The following is a 20,773-nucleotide window of genomic DNA, read 5'->3' on the forward strand; positions in this document are numbered from 1 at the left end:
CGGCGGTGCGCAGTGCTCAACTCGGCCGATACATCGACAATTTTGTTGTCGCCGCGCCGAGCATCGCCGTGACGTCGTCGAGCGATGGTGCGACATAGCTGTCGATGCGGCGCATATAAGGGCTCGTCAGCGATGCAATTGCCTGACCCGACGGCCCGAGAATCGGGAACGTGATATCCACGACACCGAACGTCTGCGTACTTTCCTTACGCAAATGTCCTTGCGTGCGAATCGTCTCGAACATCGTTGTCAATGCCGTCTCAGGTAACGCGACTTCGCCTTTCACACGCGTGTGCTCCGCAAGCATCCGCGCGCGCTCGCTCTCCGTCTGGAATGCGAGCATCACCTGTCCCGACGCCGTATCGATCAAACCCACTCGCGAGCCGAGCCGAATCGACAAGCCCCATGTGCCGGGACCGTCGACCTGCGCAATCACGAGCAGATTGCCTCGGTCGTAGACCGTCAAATGGCATGACTGCTCGGCCGTATCCGCAAACCGCTGCATTTCGGGCACGGCCTCGGTCAGAAAACGCGTCATCGGCGGATGGCGATGCGCGAGCGCAAACAGCTTCAGGCTCAGCGTATAGCGGTCGCCGCTCGGCGAGCGCATGACGTACTGCCGTGCGACGAGCCGCTCGAGCATTCGATAAATCTCGCTCGCGTTGCGCTCGAGCGCCTTCATGATCTCGGCGCGCGTCAGCCCCTCCTTTTGCTCGGACAGCAATTCGAGAATGTCGAGTCCTTTGTCGAGTGCAGGCGCGCGGTAACGCTCGGCATCGTCGGCAGAAGGGTCGTTGGCCTGATCGGCCACGTTCGCGTTTTTCGCTGGGTTCAATTGGATGCAGCCTCAGTGAATGGTCCGTTGTAAGGGCTTAAGAACTTGAGGACCAAGGACCTAGGGAAAACACGGCAATCGCGGAGCTTGACGTCCGATCATCCATATATAAATAATAGATTCATACATGAATTGATGGGTAACAAGCTCTCTCGATATCGGCACTCACCCGCAGCATAACCAAGCCGCCGCAGAGCGGGACAAAAGATCCCGGCTGCTATGGCCGGTTGTTGCGTCGCGAAGACGCATCCTCAGCTTTGCATGGGGCCCAAGTAACTGCTAAAGCACTAACTTGGGCCGACAGGAGACGGCAATGACGTTCAGCACGGATCCAGCGCATACCGGGAAGGGGACGATGCTCGCTACATTGACGGGCATGCGGTTGCTCGGCGTCGTGCAAAACCTGTTGATGCCCACACAGGCGCCGTCGTTCTGGATTCATGTGATTTATGGTGCCATTATTCCGAGGTCTCTGATGGTGACGCGACTGACCGGTGGTGACGCATGAATGCAACCCCGATGTTCGATGCACGCTTGATCCTGCTTTCGCCGGAGGATAATTGCGTGATCGCCGCGACGACGCTCGAAGCGGGCACGACGCTCGTCATCGATGGAGAGACCGTCGTACTCGGCAAAACAGTCTCACTCGCGCATAAGCTCGCGCGCCGGGCGTTGGCGATGGGTGAGAAGGTCATCCGGTACGGCGCGCCGATCGGCCATGTTACGGCGGACGTGGCGCGCGGTGAGCATTTGCATCTGCACAATCTGGTGAGCGATTACCTACCCACCTATACGCACGACGACGGCCACAGCTTCGTCGATCACGACAAACCGTGACTTTGCTTAGTGCTTGGACGGACACGCTCATGAACGACCTCCCATCCGATTCGGCGCCGCTGCGCGGCTATTTGCGCAGCGATGGGCGAAAGGGCATCCGTAACGTGATCGCCGTGGCTTATCTGGTCGAATGCGCGCATCACGTCGCGCGCGAAATCGTCACACGCTTTGGCGCGCGTTATGACAACGCAACTTTGCCCGACGACCTCGATGCCGCCGATGCGCTGGACGCCTTCGACGCCGATTTCGACGCCACGAACGCGCACGACGACGAGCCCGATGTGCATTTGATCGGCTTTCCCGGCTGCTATCCGAACGCTTACGCGGAAAAAATGCTGGCGCGCATCGCGACGCATCCGAATGTCGGCGCGGTGCTGTTCGTGTCGCTCGGTTGCGAGAGCATGAACAAGCACTATCTGGCCGATCTCGTCCGAGAGAGCGGGCGGCCGGCCGAGATTTTGACGATTCAGGAAACCGGGGGCACACGCAGCACCGTGCTGCGCGGTATCAACTGGGTCAAACGCACGCGGCAAGCGTTACGTACGCAGCTCACGGTACCGATGCACTTGAACGAACTGATCGTCGGTACCATCTGCGGCGGCTCGGACGGCACCAGCGGGATGACGGCGAACCCGGCAGTCGGACGGGCTTTTGATACCTTGATCGAACGGGGTGCGGCGTGCGTGTTCGAGGAAACGGGCGAGCTCGTGGGCTGCGAATTCCACATGCGTTCGCGCGCGGCGCGACCGGAACTCGGCGAGGAGATCGTCGCGTGCGTGGCGAAAGCGGCGCGCTATTACACGATCATGGGTCATGGCAGCTTTGCGGTTGGCAACGCCGATGGCGGACTGACCACACAGGAAGAAAAGTCGCTCGGCGCCTATGCGAAAAGCGGCGCTTCGCCGATCGTGGGCATCGTCAAGCCGGGCGATATCCCGCCGACAGGCGGCCTTTATCTGCTCGACGTGGTGCCTGACGGCGAGCCGCGCTTCGGCTTTCCGAATATCAGCGACAACGCGGAGATCGGCGAGCTGATCGCTTGCGGCTGTCACGTGATTCTTTTTACAACGGGCCGCGGGTCGGTGGTGGGTTCGGCCATCTCACCCGTCATCAAAATCTGTGCGAATCCCGCCACTTATCGCAATTTGTCGGGCGATATGGATATCGACGCGGGGCGCCTTCTCGAAGGCCGGGGCACGCTCGACGAGCTCGGCCACGAGATCGTCGATGTGACTGTGGCCGTGGCGAACGGCCAGCGCTCGAAGTCCGAGTTGCTCGGCCATCAGGAATTCATTTTGACGTACAAGACGTTCGAGCCGGTAGGCCCCGCTTGCCTGCCGATCGTTCCGATTGCTTCGGCGCGGGCGCACGCATGAGCGCTGCTGAGCGTCGAACGGTGGGCGAGCGGCGCCGGCTTGGCCGCTCGGACGTGGAAGCAACGGCGCTCGGGCTCGGTTGCGCGGCGCTCGCCGGGCTCTATAGCGAGGTCGGCGAGGCCGACGCGCGTGCGACCATCGACGCGGCATGGGACGCCGGCATGCGCCTGTTCGACACCGCGCCGTATTACGGCTACACGAAGAGCGAGCACTTTGTCGGCGCGGCGCTGCGCGAGCGCCCACGCGACGCCTTCGTGCTTTCGACGAAAGCCGGCAGGCTGATGCGGCCGCGCCGCGACGCGCAGGCACGGGCCTCGCGCGACGGTTGGGCGAATCCGCTGCCGTTCGAACCCGTCTACGACTACACGCGCGACGGCATCTTGCGTTCGTTCGACGACAGCTTGCAGCGGCTCGGGCTCGCACACATCGACGTCTTGCTGGTGCACGATATCGGCGCGCTGACGCACGGCGAACATCACGCCCATTATTGGCGGCAATTGAGCGCGAGCGGCTTTAAAGCGCTCGACGAGCTACGCGCGGCCGGCGCAGTAGGCGCGATCGGCCTGGGTGTCAACGAGGCGGCCGTCATCGAAGACGCGATGCGCGAGTTCGATCTCGACTGCGCTTTGCTGGCCGGACGTTACACGCTGATCGAGCAGGCCGCGCTCGATACGCTTTTGCCCGAGTGCCAGCGGCGCGGGGTGTCGATTATGATCGGCGGGGCGTTCAACTCTGGAATTCTCGCGCATGGCGTCCGTCACCTCAGGGCGCCGCGAGCGGCAGGGGCAGGCGACCCGAGTGCGCTCAAGTTCAACTATGCCGAAGCGCCTGCCGAGATGATCGAACGCGTGGCGCAAATCGAAGGGCTGTGCGAGGTGCACGGTGTGGCGCTGCCGAGCGCCGCGTTGCAGTTCCCGTACGCACACCCCGCAGTGGCGAGCGTGCTGACCGGCGCGCGCAGTGCCGGGGAAGTGCGCGGCAATGTCGATGCGTTCGCTGCAGCCATTCCGAGCGCGTTGTGGGCCGCGCTGCGCACGAATGGGTTGATGCGTGCGAACGCGCCTACGCCTTGAACCCGATTCGAACGCCCGCAACAAGCATCTGCCATGACTTGTGACGGCCCAGACCGATTTTCAACGGAGCATTCATGAACGCGACCGAAACACGTTTTCCGCAACCGCCGGCCGGCAGGCTCGCCGGCAAGACCGCACTCGTCACGGCAGCGGCGCAGGGCATTGGGCGCGCCTGCGCTGAGCGACTCGCTCGCGAGGGTGCGCGCGTCATTGCCACCGATGTGCGCATCGATTTGTTGGGCGACGCACCGTTCGAGACACGTCCGCTCGATGTGCGGGACGCGACGGCCATTGCCGCGCTGGCCGCCGAACTGGGCGGCGTGGACGTGCTGCTCAATTGCGCGGGTTTCGTTCACGCGGGCAGCGTGCTGGAATGCGAGGAATCCGACTGGGATTTTTCGTTCGATCTAAACGTGAAATCGATGTACCGTACGATTCGCGCGTTTTTGCCGGCGATGCTCGAGCGCGGTGGCGGCTCGATCGTCAATATGGCGTCCGCGGCCTCGAGTGTGAAGGGCGTGCCGAATCGATTCGCCTATGGTGCGTCGAAGGCTGCCGTGATCGGCCTGACGAAATCGGTGGCGGCTGATTTCGTCACACGCGGAGTGCGCTGCAACGCAATCTGCCCGGGCACGGTGGCCTCACCGTCGCTGACGGCGCGTGTCGCCGCGCAGGCGCTGGAGCAGGGCAAGTCCGTGGCCGAAATCGAGGCGGCTTTTGTCGCACGCCAGCCGATGGGCCGCATCGGCCGACCGGAAGAAATCGCCGCGCTCGCCGCTTATCTCGCATCGGACGAAGCTGGGTTTACGACGGGGCAAATCCATCTAATTGATGGCGGCTGGTCCAACTGATTGAATTGATTGAACTAATTAATTTAAGCTATCATTTTTAACGCGATTACACCTTTATGAAACTGCTTCGTTACGGGCCGAAAGGCCAGGAAAAACCAGGTCTCGTCGACGCCGACGGCAACATTCGCGACCTGTCCTCGCATATCGACGACATTGCCGGCGAGGCACTCTCCGATGCCGCGCTTGCCCGCGTACGTGCGATCGATCCGGCGACGCTGCCGCTCGTCGACGGCGAACCGCGCATCGGAGCTTGCGTTGGCCGCGTCGGCAAGATGGTGTGCATTGGCCTCAATTACGCCGATCACGCGGCGGAATCGGGCATGCCCATTCCGGGCGAACCTGTCGTCTTCAACAAGTGGACGAGCGCCATCGTCGGACCGAACGACGACATCGAGATCCCGCGCGGCTCGGTGAAGACGGATTGGGAAGTCGAGTTGGGTGTGGTGATCGGACGCGCCTGCAAAAACGTGGACGAGGCGAATGCGCTTGATTACGTTGCGGGCTATTGCGTCGTCAACGACGTGTCCGAACGCGAATGGCAGATCGAGCGGGGCGGGCAGTGGGACAAGGGCAAGGGCTTCGACACCTTCGGCCCGATCGGACCGTGGCTTGTCACGCGCGACGAAGTGACGAATCCACAGGTGCTCGACTTATGGCTCGAAGTCGATGGTCATCGCTATCAAAACGGCAATACGCGCACGATGATCTTCACCGTGGCGAAGCTCGTCTCATATTTGTCGCAGTGCATGAGCTTGCAGCCGGGCGATGTGATCTCGACCGGCACCCCGCCGGGCGTCGGGCTTGGCATCAAACCTGAGCCGGTCTATCTGAAAGCCGGGCAGTCGATACGTCTGGGCATCGCTGGCCTCGGCGAGCAGCGCCAACGTACGGTCGCGGCGGGCTGAACCGGTGTCATGCGGCGGCGCGATCGATGGGGGCGGCTTGCCTTCTATCAGACGATGTCGTCGCCTGCAAAGACGCTGTTTTCCGGCTGAACGGTATCCTCATCGACGCATTGCACATACCAATGCCCCGTCGAGTGCTTCCGTCCGCCGCGCCACAGTGCGCCGCCGGTCTCACCCTCGAACGGTCCGGTGTCCCCGTTGAGTTCGAGCCCCTCGAGCAAGAAAAGCGGCGAGCCGCCGCGTTGCGCGCAGATCTCCGTGGCGTGGGGCGCGTTGCGCAGCGTCCCCCAAGCAGGCAGATCCAAGCCGAAATGACTCTCGCGCGACCACTGACCGCGCTCGGGATCAAGCCAGAGAATCGCATAGGCACAGGCATTGAGATGATCGAATGTGCTGAGGTGGACGGTGATGCGCATCGTGCTGTTCTCCTGGTAGTGAGTACGAGGCAAGCGAGCTGCCGCTCAATGGGCGAGCACCCAATCCACGAGCGTATGCGCGTCTTGCTCGGAGAGCGGTCCGCCACGCTCCGAAGGTGGCGGCATCGGCATGTCGCCCCAATGCGCATGGCCGCCGCGCTGCAGCTTGTGCTCGAGCATCACGCGTGCGTTCGGGTCGTTCCGATAGCGCTCGGCGATCTGTTGAAACGACGGAGCGAGAAACGCGGCATCGACGGTGTGGCAGAACATGCAATGTTGCTGATCAATCAGCGCGGTGGGCTCGTTACGTTGCGCGAGCGCCTGGCTGCTAATGGCAGCCAAGCCGACGAGCGCGGCGAGTGCCGCGAGTGGCAGACGATGCGGCGCATTCATGCTTCGATACCTCAAAAGGGTCGCGTGAGCCGACGATGACCAGTGTACGTAACATCGGCACGGACATCGTTGACTCAGGTCAAGTTGCGCAGCGCGCGCATTCGACTATGCTTGGCTCATCGGAAAAGCCCGGCGTTTGGCCTTCCGTGACTGGTCGTACCCGAGTGGGGAGAACGACGATGCACGCAATGGTGTTCGATGGGCATTCGCCGCTCTTATGCGAGCGGGAGCTGCCCGAGCCGGTACCAGAAGCTGGTCAGTTGCTGATTGATGTGCATGCGTGCGGGGTATGCCGCACCGATTTGCACATCGTCGACGGCGAACTGCGCGATCCTAAGACGCCGCTGGTCCCGGGTCATGAAATCGTCGGGACCGTCGCGCGGCTTGGCGAAGGTGTGACCGATTTCATGCTTGGCGAGCGTGTCGGCGTGCCGTGGCTCGGCCATGCCTGTGGGGGGTGCCGCTATTGCCGCAGCGGTCGTGAGAATCTGTGCGACGCGCCGGCGTTCACCGGCTACACGCTCGACGGCGGATACGCGCAACGTGCGGTGGCAGATAGCCGCTACTGCCTGCGGCTGCCGGCGCGGTACTCGGACGTGCAAGCTGCGCCGCTCCTGTGCGCGGGGTTAATCGGCTACCGAACGCTCGCTATGGCTGGAGATGCCGGGCGCATCGGCATTTATGGATTTGGAGCAGCCGCGCATATCGTCGCGCAGGTGGCCCGCCATCAAGCGCGCACGGTCTACGCTTACACTCGCCCCGGCGACACGGCAGCACAGCAACTCGCACGGCGGCTCGGTGCGCACTGGGCCGGCGGCAGCGATGAACGCGCACCCGAGCGGCTCGATGCGGCGCTGATCTTCGCGCCGGTGGGCGCGCTCGTGCCCGTCGCGCTCGATGCGGTGGTGAAGGGCGGCATCGTTGTGTGCGGGGGCATTCACATGAGCGAGATCCCCGCTTTTTCTTACGATCTTCTATGGGGGGAGCGGCGTATTGTTTCGGTGGCGAACCTCACGCGCGAGGACGGCCACGCATTTATGCGCATCGCAGCCGAGATACCGCTCGAAATCGAAACGACCGTCTATTCATTGACGCAAGCCAACCGCGCGCTGGCCGATTTGCGCGAAGGGCGCCTCGCGGGCGCCGCGGTATTGACGATGACGCAGTGATGGACGCGCCGGTCATGTCCCCGCGATGCGCTTGCGCTCAAATGAGCGCGAGCGCGTCGGGGTCGACGATGCGAATCTGCTTGCCACGTGTTTCCACCAGACCGTCACGATGAAACTTGGAGAACATGCGGCTCACGGTTTCGAGTTTCATGCCGAGGTAGTTGCCCATCTCCTCGCGCGTCATACGCAAGTTGAATTCGGCTGCCGAATAGCCGCGGGCCTTCATGCGGCCCGAGAGGTTCAGCAAGAACGTAGCGACGCGCTGCTCCGCGCTCATCGTGCCGAGCAGCATCATCAGCGACGATTCGCGCACAATTTCCCCGCTCATCGTGCGCAGCATCTGTTGCTGCAACTGCGTGGATTCTGCACACATCGACTCCAGCAGCGAGTACGGGATGATGCAAACGCTGCTGTCTTCGATGGCGATCGCGCTGCTGCTGTGGCGTTCCGCGCAAACGCCATCGAGGCCAAGCACTTCGCCTGTCAGATGAAAGCCCGTGACTTGCTCACGGCCATCGCGGTGCATGACGACAGTCTTGAACGAGCCGGCGCGTACGGCGTAGATGCTCTGGAATACGTCGTTGGTACGATAAAGCGCCTCTCCGCGTTTGACGATGCGTGTTGCGCTGACGATTGCATCGAAGCGCGCGAGCTCGTGGATATTGAGATCCTTGGACATGCAAGCCCCGCGCAGGGAGCAAGTCGGGCAGTTGCCACCGGCGCGTGTCGCCGTGGATGCAGGCGCGTAGCGCGGCGTTTGCGTGAGCGCCGGCGAAGGGGAAATATCGTTGGTGCGATCGAGGTCTAGCAACATATTGGCCTCCGCCGGTGGCTCGTATCGTGCTGCACGGTCATGCGTGGCACATGGTTTTCCATGCCATGAAGTATGGCGAACCTTGCATGGGAAACCTATCGGCGGTGTACGAAAATCGGGTAAGCGTTGACGAAGCGATGTAAGAATTGTCCTACGTCGGCCGTAAAAAGCGCTGATTGTTCAGGCGCGTCGAATCCGCAGCCTCGTTGATCCCGGTCAAGCAGCCCTGCGGCGCCTGGTCGCACACTTTTATCGCTGGATTATCGCTGCACAAAAAGGGCAACGGGCGCAAGCCCCGGAGGACGATCATGTATGCACGTATTTTGGTGGCCGTCGATGGTAGTCGCGCTTCACGCCTCGCTCTCGACGAAGCGGTGAAGATTGCCCGCGCGTCGGGCGCTTCGCTCACCGCTGTAAGCGTCGTCGAGCAAGCGCCGCAGCTCGTTGAGGTTGGCGCGGTCTATCAAGGCGGGGCGAGCGCCAGCCCCGCGGCAATTGAGGCGGCTACGGCGGCCCTCGAAGAAGCCGACGCGCTTTTCGAGGCGAATGGGGTAACCGGTACGTCGCGCGCTGTCGACGCCTGCGGCGAAAGCATTGCGGCCGTGATTGCGCGTACGGCCGGTGAATGCGATGCGGACTTGATCGCGATCGGCACGCATGGACGCCGCGGCGTGCGCAGGATGATGTTAGGCAGCGTAGCCGAGTCGTTGTTGCGGGCAACTGATGTGCCCGTGCTGCTCGTTCGGCATGACGCGGAGAAGGCCGGGGTCCCTTCATCGACAACTGGCACCGCGTGACACGGATCAAGGACCGCTATGTGCAGACCGAGGGGCATTAAGACGAGTGTCGATCGGCCGCGTGCTTGCGCCAGAACGCGGCAAGCGCGGGATGGATCGTCTCGCGCCAGCGCGGGCCGGTAAAGAGGTCGTAATGATCGCAATCGTCTATTGTCAGACGCATCCGCGCTGACTCCGGCAGTGCGCCGCATGCGGCGTGCGCCGCGTGCGTTTGGCCCGCGCCGGTGATGTCGTCGCGATCTCCTTCGACTGTGCAAAGTGCTGTCGTCGCGAGCGCGGCGCAGTCCACGCGACGTCCGGCGACGTCCCACGTGCCGCGCGCGAGCCGCTGCTCCTGGAATATGACTCGCAGCGTATCGAGGAAATAGTCCTCCGTCATATCGAGCACGGCCTCGTATTCGTTGAGTGCACGCAAACTGGCGACGATTCGCGCTGCGTCGCCGCTTAGCCGGCTCGTCCAATAGTTCGATTCGAGTGCAAGCTGGCGATGCGGATAGGCCGTGACGATGGCGGCATGCTGCAGATAGCCCGGATAGATGCGCCGTCCTGCGCCTCGGTAGCCGCGCGGGACGGTGTCGATGACGGTTTCGCGAAACCAGCCGATGCTGTGCGTAGCGGCGAGCCGATCGACAGCGGTCGGGGCGAGACGCGTATCGATTGGCCCGCCCATCAGCGTCAGGCTGAGCGGCGGCGGCTCGCCGCGTGCGGCAATGAGCGCGGCCGCCGCTATGGTAGGCACGGCCGCTTGGCAAACGGCGAGCACATGCAGCGGCATGTCGGCCAAAAAACGCAGAAACCGCATAAGCGTCAAAACGTAATCGTCGAGTGCGAAGGGACCCTCGGCGGCGGGCACGTCTCGTGCGTTGGCCCAGTCGGTCACGTAGACATCGGCGTGCTTCAGCAGCGTTTCGACCGTTTCTCGCAGCATGACTGCGTGATGACCGGCAAGCGGTGCGCACAACAGAATGGCCGGACCCGCTGCTTCGCCGCGGCGCGTGAAGCGGCGCAACGCGCAAAACGGCGTTCGCTCGGCCACGGATTCGTCGATAGCCACGCGCCGCGCACCGATCAGCACCGAGCCGATCGCGAAAGGCGGCGGCGCGGGCGCAGCCTGCAACAGCCGGCCGAGCCAGTCGCAGCCAGACAGGGCGACGGCACGGTCCCGCCGCTGCTCTGGCAGCCCGCATAGCTGCCCGGCATAGTCTGTCCACGCCTGGACGGAGCCAATCAACTCGCGCTGCGCTTCCAGCCAGTTATAAAGCATGCCTGTCTCCTGTCGACCCGAGTTAGTGCTTCAGCACTTACTCGGGTCCCATGCAGAGTAGTCGACCCGAGTTAGTGCTTCAGCACTTACTCGGGTCCCATGCAGAGTAGTCGACCCGAGTTAGTGCTTCAGCACTTACTCGGGTCCCATGCAGCGTAGTCGACCCGAGTTAGTGTTTCAGCACTTACTCGGGTCCCATGCAGAGTAGTCGACCCGAGTTAGTGCTTCAGCACTTACTCGGGTCCCATGCAGAGCAGGCGGCCGGCGCGTCGTGCAGCCTGCCGGTAACCGAGGGCATCGTGCGTGCGCTTGCTTATTTTGCAGACCGAGGGCTGCGGCTGGCAAGCCCGCCAGTTGTTTTGCCACCGCCGCACGGGCGAGGTTCGGGGCAACTGGCCATCGGACTGGTCTCATTTGCCGTCCGCTGTTGTACTATTGTGCGTTTTTGTCCAACGTAACCGGTCACGCATGCTCGATTTCTTTCGCAACCACAAGCGCCTGATGATGCTCATGCTCATCCTCGTCATCGTGCCGGGGCTGGGCTTCGTCGGTATCCAGGGTTTTCGCGGTTTCTTCGACGAAAGCGCCAATGTGGCCAGTGTCAACGGGCACAAGATCGCGCGCGCCGAGTTCGATAACGCGGTGCGCCGCCAGCTCGATCAAGCCAGGCAGATTCTCGGCGCGAGATTCGATTCGAAAATGTTCGACACGCCCGAGCGGCGCCGCGAACTACTCGACAACCTGATCCAGCAACGCGCGCTTGCCGACGAGGCGCAGCGCGAGCACCTGAGCGCGTCTGACGACGCCGTACGCCGTGCGCTGCTGGCCGACCCGGTCATCACGTCGCTGCGCAAGCCGGACGGTACGATAGACGTCGAGCGATACAAGGAAATGCTGGCGATGCAGGGCATGACGCCCGAGCAATACGACGAGCGCGTGCGCTATGGTTTGTCGATGGATCAGATTCCCGACAGCATCCAGGCGACAGCATTTACGCCGAAGAGCTTGGCCGAACACCTCGCCAAGGTGGTGGAGCAGCAACGCAGCGTGCAAGCACTCGTGCTCCGCGCGAGCGACTATGCGTCGAAAGTGCAGGTGAGCGACGCGCAACTTGCGGCCTTCTACGATGCGCATCAGAGCGAATTCTCCAAGCCGCCTACCGCGACGATCCAATACGTCGTTTTCTCGCCCACGACGCTTGGCTTGTCAGCCAATCCGACCGAAACGGATGCGAAGAAGTATTACGACGACAACATCGCGCGGTTTGCGACGCCGCGCGAAGTCCGCGTGAGCCAGATCCTGATTCCTTCGCCGAGCGGCGCGAAGCCCGCGGATGACGCGGCCGCCAAAAAAGCCGCCGAGGATGTCCTCGCGCAAGTGAAGGCGCACCCCGGCCAGTTCGCGCAGATTGCTCAGAAGGAGTCGAAGGACTCGGGCTCCGCAGCAAAGGGCGGCGACCTCGGCTGGTCGACCGGCAACGTCATCACGGGCGACAAGGCGTTCGACGCGGCCGCGCTGGCGCTGAAGAAAAAGGGTGATGTGAGCGACGTCGTGCGTTCGGCGTTCGGCTATCACGTGATCATGCTGACCGATGAAAAGCCGACGGTGACCAAGCCGTTTGCCGACGTGAAGGATCAGATCGAGAAGGAACTCAAGGCACAACTGGCGGCCAAGGCATTCAGCGATGGCTCGGAAGCGTTTACGTCGCTCGTCTACGAGCAGGCAAAGAGCCTGCAGCCTGCGGCCGACAAGTTCAAACTGTCGGTCCAAACGGCGACGATCAGCAACAAGCCGACCCCAACGCTGCCGCCGGACAGCCCGCTCAACAATCCGAAGTTCCTGGCCGCCGTATTCACGGACGATTCAGTGAAGGCTCGCAACAATACGCAGGCAATCGACGTCGGGAACAACATGCTGATTTCCGCACACGTGACCGCGTATCAAGCTGCCACGACGCCGCCGTTGGCGTCGATCAAAGACGCGGTGCGCAGCCGCTACATCGCCGAGCAGTCTGCCGAACTTGCGCGCAAAGACGGTGCTGCGAAGCTGGCCGAACTCCAGAAGTCGAAGTCGACGGCCGGCTTCGCGGCGGAGACGAAGTTTTCGCGGACCGACTCTCAGGGTGCCCCGCCGGCGGTGCTGACGGCGATTTTCAAGGTCGATCCGAGCAAGCTGCCGGCTTACGTCGGCGTCGATCTCGGCGCCGCGGGCTACGGCATCTATCGCGTCAACGCGGTCCTGCCGGGCGCACCGGTAGACCCAGCCCGCTTGGCCGCGGCCCAGCAGCAAATCGCGCAGATCAGCGCGCAAGCGGAGATGCAGGCCTACGTCGACGCCTTGCTGGCTCGCTCGAAAATCAAGTTCTACGGTTCGCTCGACAGCAAGCAAAGCGGCGGCACCGAGTAAGCGGGCGCCCGAAGGCCGCCCTGGCCTTCAACGGTTTGGGCGGTCTTGCAACAGCGGTGCGAGCGTGGGCCACACGTTGCCCAGCAGCACTGGCTGCGCCTGCTGCGTCGGGTGCATCTGGTCAGCCTGGAACATCTCGGGCTTATTCTCGATTCCGGCGAGCAGGAACGGCACCAGTCGAACGTCGAGCGCTTTCGCGAGCGAACTGTAGATCTGGTGAAAGCGTTCGGTATAAGCGGGGCCGTAATTTTGCGGCACGTACATGCCGACGAGCACCACCTTCGCATGGTTTTGCTGCGCCTTTTCGATGATCGCCCGCAGATTGTCTTCGGTGGTCGCGAGCGGGACGCCGCGCAACGCGTCGTTGGCGCCCAACTCGACGATGACGATCGCAGGCTTCAAGCGCGTGATCAACTCGGGCAAACGGGCGCGGCCGCCGCTTGTCGTGTCGCCGCTGATGCTGGCGTTCGCAACGTTATAATCGATCCGCTTGTCCGCGAGCCTGCGGCGAAGCAGCGCTACCCAGCCTGTGTCGCGCGGCAGGCCATACTCGGCAGAGAGGCTGTCGCCGAGCACGACAACGACTGGCTTGCCCGTTTCGGCAGCGCTGGCCGTCTGTGAAGTCAGCGCAAGCGCAGCACTCGCGGCAGCCAGCGCGAGCACGCGCACGAGCGTGCGATGGCGCGAGCGGCCGGCCATCGCACCTATCGTATCCATCGCATCTGTTCTCGAGCGACGCCACGCCTTCATGCAAACGAATAACGATCCAATCATCGAAGTGCGGAGTTTGTGCAAGCGGGTAAAAGATGCAACCGGCGAACTGACGATACTCGAGGACGTGACGCTCGATGTCTCGCCGGGCAGCAGCGTGGCGATCGTCGGCGCATCGGGCTCGGGCAAATCGACGCTGCTCGGTCTACTCGCCGGGTTGGACAACGCGACCTCCGGATCGGTTCGGCTCTTCGGCCGCGAACTCACCGGGCTGTCGGAGGACGAACGCGCAAGCCTGCGCAGCGGCGCTGTCGGGTTCGTGTTCCAGTCTTTCCAATTGATGCCGCATTTGACCGCGCTCGAAAACGTGCGTTTGCCGCTCGAGCTGCAAGGCGGCACTAGCGAGCACGAGGCGACGCAGCGCGCCCACGCGTTGCTCGGACAGGTCGGCTTGGCTGCGCGCACAGGGCACTATCCGAAACTGCTCTCGGGCGGAGAACAGCAGCGTGTTGCGCTTGCACGCGCGTTTGCCACGCACCCGGTGGTACTTTTCGCCGATGAACCGACGGGCAGCCTCGACGCCGCCACAGGCCGCGCCGTAATCGATCTGATGTTCGAGATGAACGCGGCGCACGGCGCGACGCTCGTGCTCGTGACCCACGACATCGAGCTGGCGCGCCGCTGCACGCGCAGCGTGACGCTCGACGCGGGGCGCATCGTTCACCCGTGAAGCGAGCGGTACGCGTGCGCGCTCCGCTCGCGTACTCGTACTACGAGCCAGCGCCCGCTGCTTTGCGTGCGCGGACAATCAATGCCGAGGTCGACGAATCGTGTTTGGTGGCGTCGAAGGCTGGCGCAGTCAGATCGGCCTCCACGACCTTGCCGAGGATCTTGCCGAGCTCGACACCCCACTGATCGAACGGATTGATGTTCCACACCGCAGCCTGCACCAGCACCTTGTGTTCGTAAAGCGCGATGAGCGCACCGAGCCTGTGCGCGGTCAGCGCATCGAGGATCAATGTGGTGGACGGCCGGTTGCCGGGAAACACGAGGTGCGGCGCCAGGCTGGGTTTGTCGGGGCCCGCCACCTTGCGCGCTTCTTCGATCGTGCGACCCAACATCAGTGCTTCGCTCTGTGCGAAGCAGTTCGCGAGCAATTTGGGATGGTGGCTGACGAGCGGATGCTCGGGCGTGAGCAACGCAATGAAATCGATAGGGACGATGGTCGGGCCCTGGTGCAGCATCTGAAAAAACGCGTGCTGGCCGTTCGTGCCCGGTTCGCCCCACGTCACCGCTGATGTCGGGTAGTCGACGAACTGTCCGTCGAGCCTTGCCGATTTGCCGTTGCTCTCCATTTCGAGTTGTTGCAAATAGGCGGGCACGAAATGCAGTGCTTCGGAGTACGGGGCGACGAGATAGCTCTGCGAGCCAAAGAAATTGCGATACCAGATGCCGATTAGCCCCATCAGCACCGGCAGATTGCGTTCGAACGGCGCCGTTTTGAAATGCGTGTCCATGGCGTTGGCGCCGGCCAGCAACGCGTCGAAATGTTGCGCGCCGACGGCGATCATGATCGACAGGCCGACGGCTGACCATAACGAATAGCGCCCGCCAACCCAATCCCACATCTCGAAGACGTTGTTTGCGTCGATGCCGAATTTGACGACCTCCGACGGGTTCGCCGATACGCCTACAAAGTGCTTGGCGAGCGCCTGCTCGGGGCACCCCTTTTGCACGAACCAGTCGCGCAGTGTTTGCGCATTCGTCATCGTTTCGAGCGTCGTAAACGTCTTGGAAACGATGATGGCAAGCGTCTCTTCGGGATCGATGCGCGCCATGACGCGCGCGAGATCGGCTCCATCGACGTTCGACACGAAGTAGCTCGAAATCTCGGGGTGCGCGAGGTGATCGAGCGCGTGCACGACCATCTTCGGACCGAGATCCGAACCGCCGATACCGATATTGACCACATAGCGAATGCGTTTGCCGGTGTGGCCTGTCCATGTGCCATTGCGCACACGTTCGGCGAAGGCGGCCATCTTTGCGCGCTCGGCGACGATTTGCGCGTGGTAGGGCGCATCGGCGCCGGTGGCGCGCAAGGCTGTATGCAGCGCGGCCCGGCCTTCCGTCGGGTTCACGATTTCACCTGCGAACATCGCGTCGCGACGTTGTTCGACGCCGGCTTCGCGCGCGAGCGCCACGAGCAGATGCAAGGTGTCGTCAGTGATGCGGTTTTTCGAGAAGTCGGCGACGATGCCGCCGCCTTCGAACGTGAAGCGCTCGGCGCGTGCCGGCGCGGCGGTGTCGGCGGCGAACCAGTCGCGCAGACGGGCGTCACGGATCTCGTCGTAATGCGCTTGGAGCGCGGACCAGGAGGAAAGCGGATTCGGCGTCATAACTTCCGTCTATCGAAGAGGCTCGGACGAAGGCCACGGCGCGCGCGGCCGGCCGTCCAGCGCGTTTTTCAACGAATGTGCCACGTGAACTGCACAGCCAGGAAGGCCCGGAGGCCCGGCCAGGCGCACAAGCGGCGCGGTCGGTCAGTATAGCGGCGATAGTTGCGCGCTCGCAGCATTGTTTTGCGTGCACGGGGTCGGCCGAATGGCCAGGTCGGCGTCAAAACCGGAAGGGACGGCGTTAAGATCAGACCATTGCAGCAATGGGAAAACGAGATGAACCACATTGTGATCCGAGCCGCGCTCACCATCTGTTTAGTGGTGGCAGCCGGCAGCGCGTTCAGCCAGAGTCCCGGCCTCGATTGCTCGAATGCGGCGACGGGCGTCGAGCGCACCATTTGTGGCAAGCCAACACTCGCAGCGTTGGATGCGCGTATGGGTACGTATTACGCGCTGCTCCTTAGTGCTCGCCCGCTCGAAGCGGGCATGGCGTATCGCGAGTTTCGAGACGCGCTTCGCAATCAGCAGGCGAGTTGGCTGACGCAGGTCCGCGATGCATGCGGCCGGCGTGCAGCATGTCTGGAAACGGCGTATCGCAATCGTATCGCCGCGTTGAGCAACACCGCGCATCGGCATCTGGGGTTGACGTTCGCCGCATCGTCGGTTGGCGATGCGCAAACCGGCGATGCGGGCGATGCGGCTCAGCGGCGAGTGGACTACACCAACGCGTCGTTTCGCATCGACGATCGCGTGCTGACGCTCGCCGGCGGCGCGCATACCGAGCCCTCGGCGCCAGGTTCGGCTGCGCAGCACGTGACGAAGATAGTCGCAACACCTGCATTTGGCGTACTGGCGGGCAAGCCTGCCGCTGCCGTGTTCATCGTTGATCAACCGGGCGGCAGCGGCAGCTTTGTGTATGCAGGGGTGACGTTCGGCGATGGCGACGCGACTGTACCGGCCGCGCTTGGCGATCGCATCGTCCCGCAATCGATCACCTTCCAAGGAGACACTGTGCGTGTCCGTTATCTCGATCGAATGCCCGACGAGCCGATGTTCAAGCCGCCTTCCGTATCGAAACTGATGATTCTGCGGTTCGATTCCGCGCGCCGGGCGCTGGTCGAGGTGAAACCGCGCGCTAATCCCGCGCTGGGTAAATCAGGCGATTGAGCGACGTACGAACCGCGACTGCCAGTTCGCCCGCCGTCAGCCCGGCCGGCCCCGCGCCGTCGCCCGTGAGGGTATCGGCAGCAAGCCCGTGCAAGTAAACACCAGCAAGAGCCGCCTCGTAAGGCGGCAGCTTCTGTGCCAGAAACGCGCCGATGATCCCGCCTAGTACGTCGCCCGTGCCACCGCTTGCCAGCGCGGCGTTGCCCGTTGGATTGACGGCGGCACGGCCGTCAGGCGCAGCAATCACGGTACCGGCACCTTTGACGACGACAACGGCGCCGAACCGCCCGGCCAGTGTGCGCGCTGCCGCGAGCCGATCGCGCTGAACCGCGGCCGCATCGCAGCCGAGCAAGCGGGCCGCCTCCAGCGGATGCGGCGTCAATACACATGCGCAGTGCGTGGTGCCGTGTTGGGCGAGTGCCTGAGCCAAGTGGGGTTCGGCCGCGAGCAGGTTGAGCGCGTCGGCATCGACGAGTTTTGGCACGTCGATGGCAAGTACCTCGGCGAGCACATCGGCCGCGCGCTCGGTCCGGCCCATGCCGCAGCCCACGGCAAGCGCGTCCATCGTGTCGAGCGGCAGCGTATCGAGCGAATGCAGCATCAGTTCCGGATGGGGCGGGTCGTAAGCAGGGGCGCCGGCACCGATAAAAGCAACATGTACCTTGCCTGCGCCCGCGTGGAGCGCGGCGCGTGCCGCGAGAATCGGCGCGCCGCACATGCCGGTGTCGCCGCCGACGACGGCCAAGCTGCCGAACGTGCCCTTATGCGAGGCGAATGCGCGCGGCGGAAATGCCGCCGTAAAAAGCGCTGGCGCGTTCAACACGGCGACGGGGCTCGACATCGGCACAGCGGCCGCGTCGACGCCGAGTGGGGCGATCCATAACGCACCCGCAAGATCGCGACCGTGAGTCATGTATAGCCCGGGCTTGGCGCCGATGAACGTGACCGTGTGCGATGCGCGGGCGGCGGCGGCTGTGATCCCGCCGACGATGTTGCCCGTATCGCTGTCGAGCCCGCTTGGCACGTCGAGCGCGAGCACGCGCCCGGCTTGCCCGGCGCGCGACGCGATCTGGTGTGCGAGTTCGGCGAAGATGCCCTCGAGCGGCCGCGCGAGGCCGATGCCGAACAGCCCGTCGACGACCCAGCTATACGCGTCGAGCGAAGATGGCGGCACGTGGAAGATCGGCACACCGGCTAATCGAGCCGCCGCTAGAGCCCGGCGCGCATCGTCCGGTTTGACGTCGGCCGGCATGCAGACCTCGACCGCCACGCCGGCTTCGCGCAGCGCCGCGGCGCATACCAGCGCGTCGCCGCCGTTGTTGCCCGGGCCCGCCGCAAGCCAGACCGGGCGCCCTGATGCGAGCGAGCCGTCGTGCGCTGCGAGCTCGAGCAAGCAATGTGCGGCTGCGGCGCCGGCGCGCCCCATCAGCGTGTTATCGGGCAAATGCGCCGCCGAATGGGCTTCCAGTTCGCGCAGTTGGGCGACGGTATAAAGCGGCGCCGCACGTTCGTGCGGGCTGACCAACACCGGCCGAGACGTAGGCTGCTGAGCGGAGGAAGCGGTTTCGGTCATGGCGGGGCAACGAAACGGATGAGACGAAACGAAACAAGAAGGAACGATACGCTCACGGACCGCCCGACGCCACGCAAATGGCATCGCAGTTCGTACAGTTGGGCCGTCAAGCAGCCCAACTCAAGCAGCCAACTAAACGAGGCGCTGCAAGTTAATCCGTAAAGCGATCTGCGCGCAATGCGGCGAGCGTATCGGGCGGAACGCTCGGTGTGGCGCCGCTTACGATCTCAGCAATCACTTTAGCAGACCCGCAAGCGAGGCCCCAGCCAGCCGGCCCATGGCCGACATTGACGAAAAGTCGCGGGTGCAGGGCTTGGCCGACGACGGGCAGGCCATCGGGCGACAGTACCTGGACGCCGTCCCAGGCATGTGCCGCGGAAATCTTGGCGGCGCCGGGAATCCAGTCGTGCGTTGCTTGTGCGAGCACGGCGGTCGCGGCCTTCGCGAGCGGCTCGGTGGCCGGCTTGGCAATTTCCCGCTCGGGCTGAACGAGCGCGGCACCCGCCACGCGGACTCGCTGGTTCGCGCGCGTCATCGTGATGCGCCTTACGGTGTCGACGACCGCCAGATGCGGCGCGCATTCCTCATAAGCGATCGGCGCGGTCAACGCAAAAAAGCGAGCTGCGTGCAGCGGTAAAGTGAGCCCGGCTTGCGCGAGTAGCGGGAGGCTGCCGGCGCCGGCAGCGACGACGATTGCATCGGCCGACACGACATCGACCTCGCGCGCACTCGAGCGCGTGCCGTCGGTGAGCGCGAGTTCGACGGCGGCCCGATCATTGTCCAGCCGTATCGATTCGACTGCGCGGCCGAACATGAACCGAACGCCGCGGTCCTCTTCGAGCACTTGCTTGACGAGCTTCGTGAACAACGGGCAATTGGCAAGGCGCTCGTTTTCGAACAAGACACCGCCCGCAAACGCGGGATCTGCCGGCACCGAATGTTCGATTTGGGCGCATTCGGCCGCGGTGAGTACGTGGTGCTGGACTTCGAATTCGCGCAAAAGATCGAGCGCGCTTTGCACTTGCTCCCATTCGCGCGCGTGCCGTACGACGTGCAGAATGCCGCTACGCTGCTCGAACTCGAAATTGAAGCTTGCCTCGATCGCGGCGACGGCCTCGCGCGACGCGTCGACGAGCGGCCTGAGCCGGCGATACTGATTGCGAAAGGCGTCGGGCGGCTGCAGCTCGGCAAGCCGTTGCATGAAGCGCCGCGTACGCGAATTCAAGCCGGGCCGATAAACGACGCCGCTGCGCGGCGCTCTGGGGCTTTTAGTCAGGGTGGGGCCGAACCAGACGTCGAGCGGAGTCGGCAGGATTGCGCCGCCGTGGCCATAGGTGGCGCCCTGAGCGACCGTGGCATGACGCTCGATCACGCAGACGCGGTGGCCCGCCGAATGCAGTTGATATGCGGTGGCGACACCCACGACCCCGCCGCCTATGACGATAACATCCATGAATAATTGGTTCGGAGCCCGGCAAAAACGCGAGTAACGCGTAACGCGCATGCGACGCGCCGTGCACACGCGTCGCGGGCCGACAAGGCCACCCCGAAGCAGGCAAGGCGCGTTCGCTTCGCGCCTTCGCGCCGATGAAGCAAACCGCGCATGATAGCGCCATTCGGCGCCGGGCGCCTCGCCCGTGCGGGCGAAATGCAAAGGCGCGCAACGGCGTCTGGCATTCGCGGAGTGCACCCGCGCGAGCAGGCGGCGCGGTGCGCAGCAGGCTTATTGGGGGCCGAGTTCCGGGTATAATCTTGGTCTTCCTTACGCCTCACGTCGCCGGTAAGCGTTC

The 20,773-nt window shown here is 63.6% G+C and carries 19 protein-coding genes and 1 pseudogene; 11 read left to right on the forward strand and 9 right to left on the reverse strand.

The window, feature by feature from the left end; all coding sequences use genetic code 11:
• Nucleotides 1-16 precede the first annotated feature (16 nt).
• Nucleotides 17-841, reverse strand: a complete 825-nt coding sequence (locus tag ACSQ20_RS09160; RefSeq protein ID WP_436023004.1) for an IclR family transcriptional regulator — start codon at nucleotides 839-841, stop codon at nucleotides 17-19.
• A 337-nt stretch (nucleotides 842-1,178) separates the two neighbouring features.
• Between ACSQ20_RS09160 and ACSQ20_RS09165 the strand changes: the two are divergent.
• The 6 genes and pseudogenes from ACSQ20_RS09165 to ACSQ20_RS09190 all read left to right on the forward strand — a co-directional run.
• Nucleotides 1,179-1,343 (forward strand): annotated as a pseudogene (locus ACSQ20_RS09165) (ABC transporter permease); the annotation flags it as partial.
• Nucleotides 1,340-1,672, forward strand: coding sequence for a UxaA family hydrolase (locus ACSQ20_RS09170; RefSeq protein ID WP_436019143.1), 333 nt, complete (start codon nucleotides 1,340-1,342; stop codon nucleotides 1,670-1,672). The pseudogene ACSQ20_RS09165 and the gene ACSQ20_RS09170, both read left to right, overlap by 4 nt.
• 29 nt (nucleotides 1,673-1,701) lie before the next feature.
• Nucleotides 1,702-3,048, forward strand: coding sequence for a UxaA family hydrolase (locus tag ACSQ20_RS09175; protein WP_436019145.1), 1,347 nt, complete (start codon nucleotides 1,702-1,704; stop codon nucleotides 3,046-3,048).
• On the forward strand, nucleotides 3,045-4,121 hold the full coding sequence (locus tag ACSQ20_RS09180) for an aldo/keto reductase (protein WP_436019147.1): 1,077 nt from the start codon (nucleotides 3,045-3,047) through the stop codon (nucleotides 4,119-4,121). Before ACSQ20_RS09175 ends, ACSQ20_RS09180 begins: the two co-directional genes overlap by 4 nt.
• Before the next feature lie 74 nt (nucleotides 4,122-4,195).
• Nucleotides 4,196-4,972 (forward strand): SDR family oxidoreductase, encoded by a 777-nt coding sequence (locus ACSQ20_RS09185; RefSeq protein ID WP_436019149.1) that lies wholly within the window; start codon nucleotides 4,196-4,198, stop codon nucleotides 4,970-4,972.
• A gap of 56 nt (nucleotides 4,973-5,028) precedes the next feature.
• The gene (locus ACSQ20_RS09190) at nucleotides 5,029-5,877 is read left to right on the forward strand and encodes an ureidoglycolate lyase (RefSeq protein WP_436019151.1); all 849 of its coding nucleotides are present in this window, start codon (nucleotides 5,029-5,031) and stop codon (nucleotides 5,875-5,877) included.
• Between the two features lie 47 nt (nucleotides 5,878-5,924).
• Here the strand turns inward: ACSQ20_RS09190 and ACSQ20_RS09195 are convergent, their stop codons facing one another.
• Together ACSQ20_RS09195 and ACSQ20_RS09200 are read right to left on the reverse strand one after the other, a co-directional pair.
• Nucleotides 5,925-6,293 carry a DUF3564 family protein gene (locus tag ACSQ20_RS09195; protein ID WP_436019153.1) on the reverse strand — a complete coding sequence of 123 codons (369 nt, stop codon included), beginning with the start codon at nucleotides 6,291-6,293 and terminating at the stop codon, nucleotides 5,925-5,927.
• 45 nt (nucleotides 6,294-6,338) lie between these two features.
• Nucleotides 6,339-6,686, reverse strand: a complete 348-nt coding sequence (locus tag ACSQ20_RS09200) for a c-type cytochrome (RefSeq protein WP_436019155.1) — start codon at nucleotides 6,684-6,686, stop codon at nucleotides 6,339-6,341.
• 179 nt (nucleotides 6,687-6,865) lie between these two features.
• Between ACSQ20_RS09200 and ACSQ20_RS09205 the strand changes: the two genes are divergently transcribed.
• Nucleotides 6,866-7,855 (forward strand): zinc-dependent alcohol dehydrogenase family protein, encoded by a 990-nt coding sequence (locus tag ACSQ20_RS09205; protein ID WP_436019157.1) that lies wholly within the window; start codon nucleotides 6,866-6,868, stop codon nucleotides 7,853-7,855.
• A 37-nt stretch (nucleotides 7,856-7,892) separates the two neighbouring features.
• On the opposite strand, the gene fnr is transcribed toward ACSQ20_RS09205, so the two are convergent.
• Nucleotides 7,893-8,669, reverse strand: coding sequence for a fumarate/nitrate reduction transcriptional regulator Fnr (fnr, locus tag ACSQ20_RS09210; protein ID WP_436019159.1), 777 nt, complete (start codon nucleotides 8,667-8,669; stop codon nucleotides 7,893-7,895).
• Between the two features lie 308 nt (nucleotides 8,670-8,977).
• Between fnr and ACSQ20_RS09215 the strand changes: the two genes are divergently transcribed.
• Nucleotides 8,978-9,466: a universal stress protein gene (locus ACSQ20_RS09215; RefSeq protein WP_436019161.1), complete on the forward strand. Its 489-nt coding sequence runs from the start codon at nucleotides 8,978-8,980 to the stop codon at nucleotides 9,464-9,466.
• A 37-nt stretch (nucleotides 9,467-9,503) separates the two neighbouring features.
• On the opposite strand, the gene phaZ is transcribed toward ACSQ20_RS09215, so the two are convergent.
• Complete coding sequence (phaZ, locus tag ACSQ20_RS09220; protein WP_436019163.1) at nucleotides 9,504-10,730, reverse strand: polyhydroxyalkanoate depolymerase; 1,227 nt, start codon at nucleotides 10,728-10,730, stop codon at nucleotides 9,504-9,506.
• A gap of 468 nt (nucleotides 10,731-11,198) precedes the next feature.
• Between phaZ and ACSQ20_RS09225 the strand changes: the two genes are divergently transcribed.
• Nucleotides 11,199-13,136, forward strand: coding sequence for a SurA N-terminal domain-containing protein (locus ACSQ20_RS09225; protein ID WP_436019165.1), 1,938 nt, complete (start codon nucleotides 11,199-11,201; stop codon nucleotides 13,134-13,136).
• Nucleotides 13,137-13,163: 27 nt separating this feature from the next.
• On the opposite strand, the gene ACSQ20_RS09230 is transcribed toward ACSQ20_RS09225, so the two are convergent.
• The gene (locus tag ACSQ20_RS09230) at nucleotides 13,164-13,835 is read right to left on the reverse strand and encodes an arylesterase (RefSeq protein ID WP_436023006.1); all 672 of its coding nucleotides are present in this window, start codon (nucleotides 13,833-13,835) and stop codon (nucleotides 13,164-13,166) included.
• A 49-nt stretch (nucleotides 13,836-13,884) separates the two neighbouring features.
• Here ACSQ20_RS09230 and ACSQ20_RS09235 point away from each other — a divergent pair, with 49 nt between their 5' ends.
• Nucleotides 13,885-14,577, forward strand: coding sequence for an ABC transporter ATP-binding protein (locus ACSQ20_RS09235; RefSeq protein WP_436019167.1), 693 nt, complete (start codon nucleotides 13,885-13,887; stop codon nucleotides 14,575-14,577).
• A gap of 40 nt (nucleotides 14,578-14,617) precedes the next feature.
• Here the strand turns inward: ACSQ20_RS09235 and pgi are convergent, their stop codons facing one another.
• Nucleotides 14,618-16,243 carry a glucose-6-phosphate isomerase gene (pgi, locus tag ACSQ20_RS09240; protein WP_436019169.1) on the reverse strand — a complete coding sequence of 542 codons (1,626 nt, stop codon included), beginning with the start codon at nucleotides 16,241-16,243 and terminating at the stop codon, nucleotides 14,618-14,620.
• Between the two features lie 276 nt (nucleotides 16,244-16,519).
• Between pgi and ACSQ20_RS09245 the strand changes: the two genes are divergently transcribed.
• Nucleotides 16,520-17,410, forward strand: a complete 891-nt coding sequence (locus ACSQ20_RS09245) for a lysozyme inhibitor LprI family protein (protein ID WP_436019171.1) — start codon at nucleotides 16,520-16,522, stop codon at nucleotides 17,408-17,410.
• On the opposite strand, the gene ACSQ20_RS09250 is transcribed toward ACSQ20_RS09245, so the two are convergent.
• Together ACSQ20_RS09250 and ACSQ20_RS09255 are read right to left on the reverse strand one after the other, a co-directional pair.
• Nucleotides 17,379-18,983, reverse strand: a complete 1,605-nt coding sequence (locus tag ACSQ20_RS09250) for an NAD(P)H-hydrate dehydratase (RefSeq protein ID WP_436019173.1) — start codon at nucleotides 18,981-18,983, stop codon at nucleotides 17,379-17,381. The genes ACSQ20_RS09245 and ACSQ20_RS09250 overlap by 32 nt on opposite strands.
• Before the next feature lie 151 nt (nucleotides 18,984-19,134).
• The gene (locus tag ACSQ20_RS09255; RefSeq protein ID WP_436019175.1) at nucleotides 19,135-20,436 is read right to left on the reverse strand and encodes an FAD-dependent oxidoreductase; all 1,302 of its coding nucleotides are present in this window, start codon (nucleotides 20,434-20,436) and stop codon (nucleotides 19,135-19,137) included.
• Nucleotides 20,437-20,773 lie beyond the last annotated feature (337 nt).

The sequence above is a fragment of the Trinickia sp. LjRoot230 genome, assembly GCF_964253315.1.
GTDB lineage: Bacteria > Pseudomonadota > Gammaproteobacteria > Burkholderiales > Burkholderiaceae > Trinickia.

Coding starts and splice junctions, on each gene's coding strand:
- ACSQ20_RS09170 (WP_436019143.1), top strand. CDS start 1,340: ATGAATGCAACCCCGATGTTCGATGCACGCTTGATCCTGCTTTCGCCG.
- ACSQ20_RS09175 (WP_436019145.1), top strand. CDS start 1,702: ATGAACGACCTCCCATCCGATTCGGCGCCGCTGCGCGGCTATTTGCGC.
- ACSQ20_RS09180 (WP_436019147.1), top strand. CDS start 3,045: ATGAGCGCTGCTGAGCGTCGAACGGTGGGCGAGCGGCGCCGGCTTGGC.
- ACSQ20_RS09185 (WP_436019149.1), top strand. CDS start 4,196: ATGAACGCGACCGAAACACGTTTTCCGCAACCGCCGGCCGGCAGGCTC.
- ACSQ20_RS09190 (WP_436019151.1), top strand. CDS start 5,029: ATGAAACTGCTTCGTTACGGGCCGAAAGGCCAGGAAAAACCAGGTCTC.
- ACSQ20_RS09195 (WP_436019153.1), bottom strand. CDS start 6,293: ATGCGCATCACCGTCCACCTCAGCACATTCGATCATCTCAATGCCTGT.
- ACSQ20_RS09200 (WP_436019155.1), bottom strand. CDS start 6,686: ATGAATGCGCCGCATCGTCTGCCACTCGCGGCACTCGCCGCGCTCGTC.
- ACSQ20_RS09205 (WP_436019157.1), top strand. CDS start 6,866: ATGCACGCAATGGTGTTCGATGGGCATTCGCCGCTCTTATGCGAGCGG.
- fnr (WP_436019159.1), bottom strand. CDS start 8,669: ATGTTGCTAGACCTCGATCGCACCAACGATATTTCCCCTTCGCCGGCG.
- ACSQ20_RS09215 (WP_436019161.1), top strand. CDS start 8,978: ATGTATGCACGTATTTTGGTGGCCGTCGATGGTAGTCGCGCTTCACGC.
- phaZ (WP_436019163.1), bottom strand. CDS start 10,730: ATGCTTTATAACTGGCTGGAAGCGCAGCGCGAGTTGATTGGCTCCGTC.
- ACSQ20_RS09225 (WP_436019165.1), top strand. CDS start 11,199: ATGCTCGATTTCTTTCGCAACCACAAGCGCCTGATGATGCTCATGCTC.
- ACSQ20_RS09230 (WP_436023006.1), bottom strand. CDS start 13,835: ATGGCCGGCCGCTCGCGCCATCGCACGCTCGTGCGCGTGCTCGCGCTG.
- ACSQ20_RS09235 (WP_436019167.1), top strand. CDS start 13,885: ATGCAAACGAATAACGATCCAATCATCGAAGTGCGGAGTTTGTGCAAG.
- pgi (WP_436019169.1), bottom strand. CDS start 16,243: ATGACGCCGAATCCGCTTTCCTCCTGGTCCGCGCTCCAAGCGCATTAC.
- ACSQ20_RS09245 (WP_436019171.1), top strand. CDS start 16,520: ATGAACCACATTGTGATCCGAGCCGCGCTCACCATCTGTTTAGTGGTG.
- ACSQ20_RS09250 (WP_436019173.1), bottom strand. CDS start 18,983: ATGACCGAAACCGCTTCCTCCGCTCAGCAGCCTACGTCTCGGCCGGTG.
- ACSQ20_RS09255 (WP_436019175.1), bottom strand. CDS start 20,436: ATGGATGTTATCGTCATAGGCGGCGGGGTCGTGGGTGTCGCCACCGCA.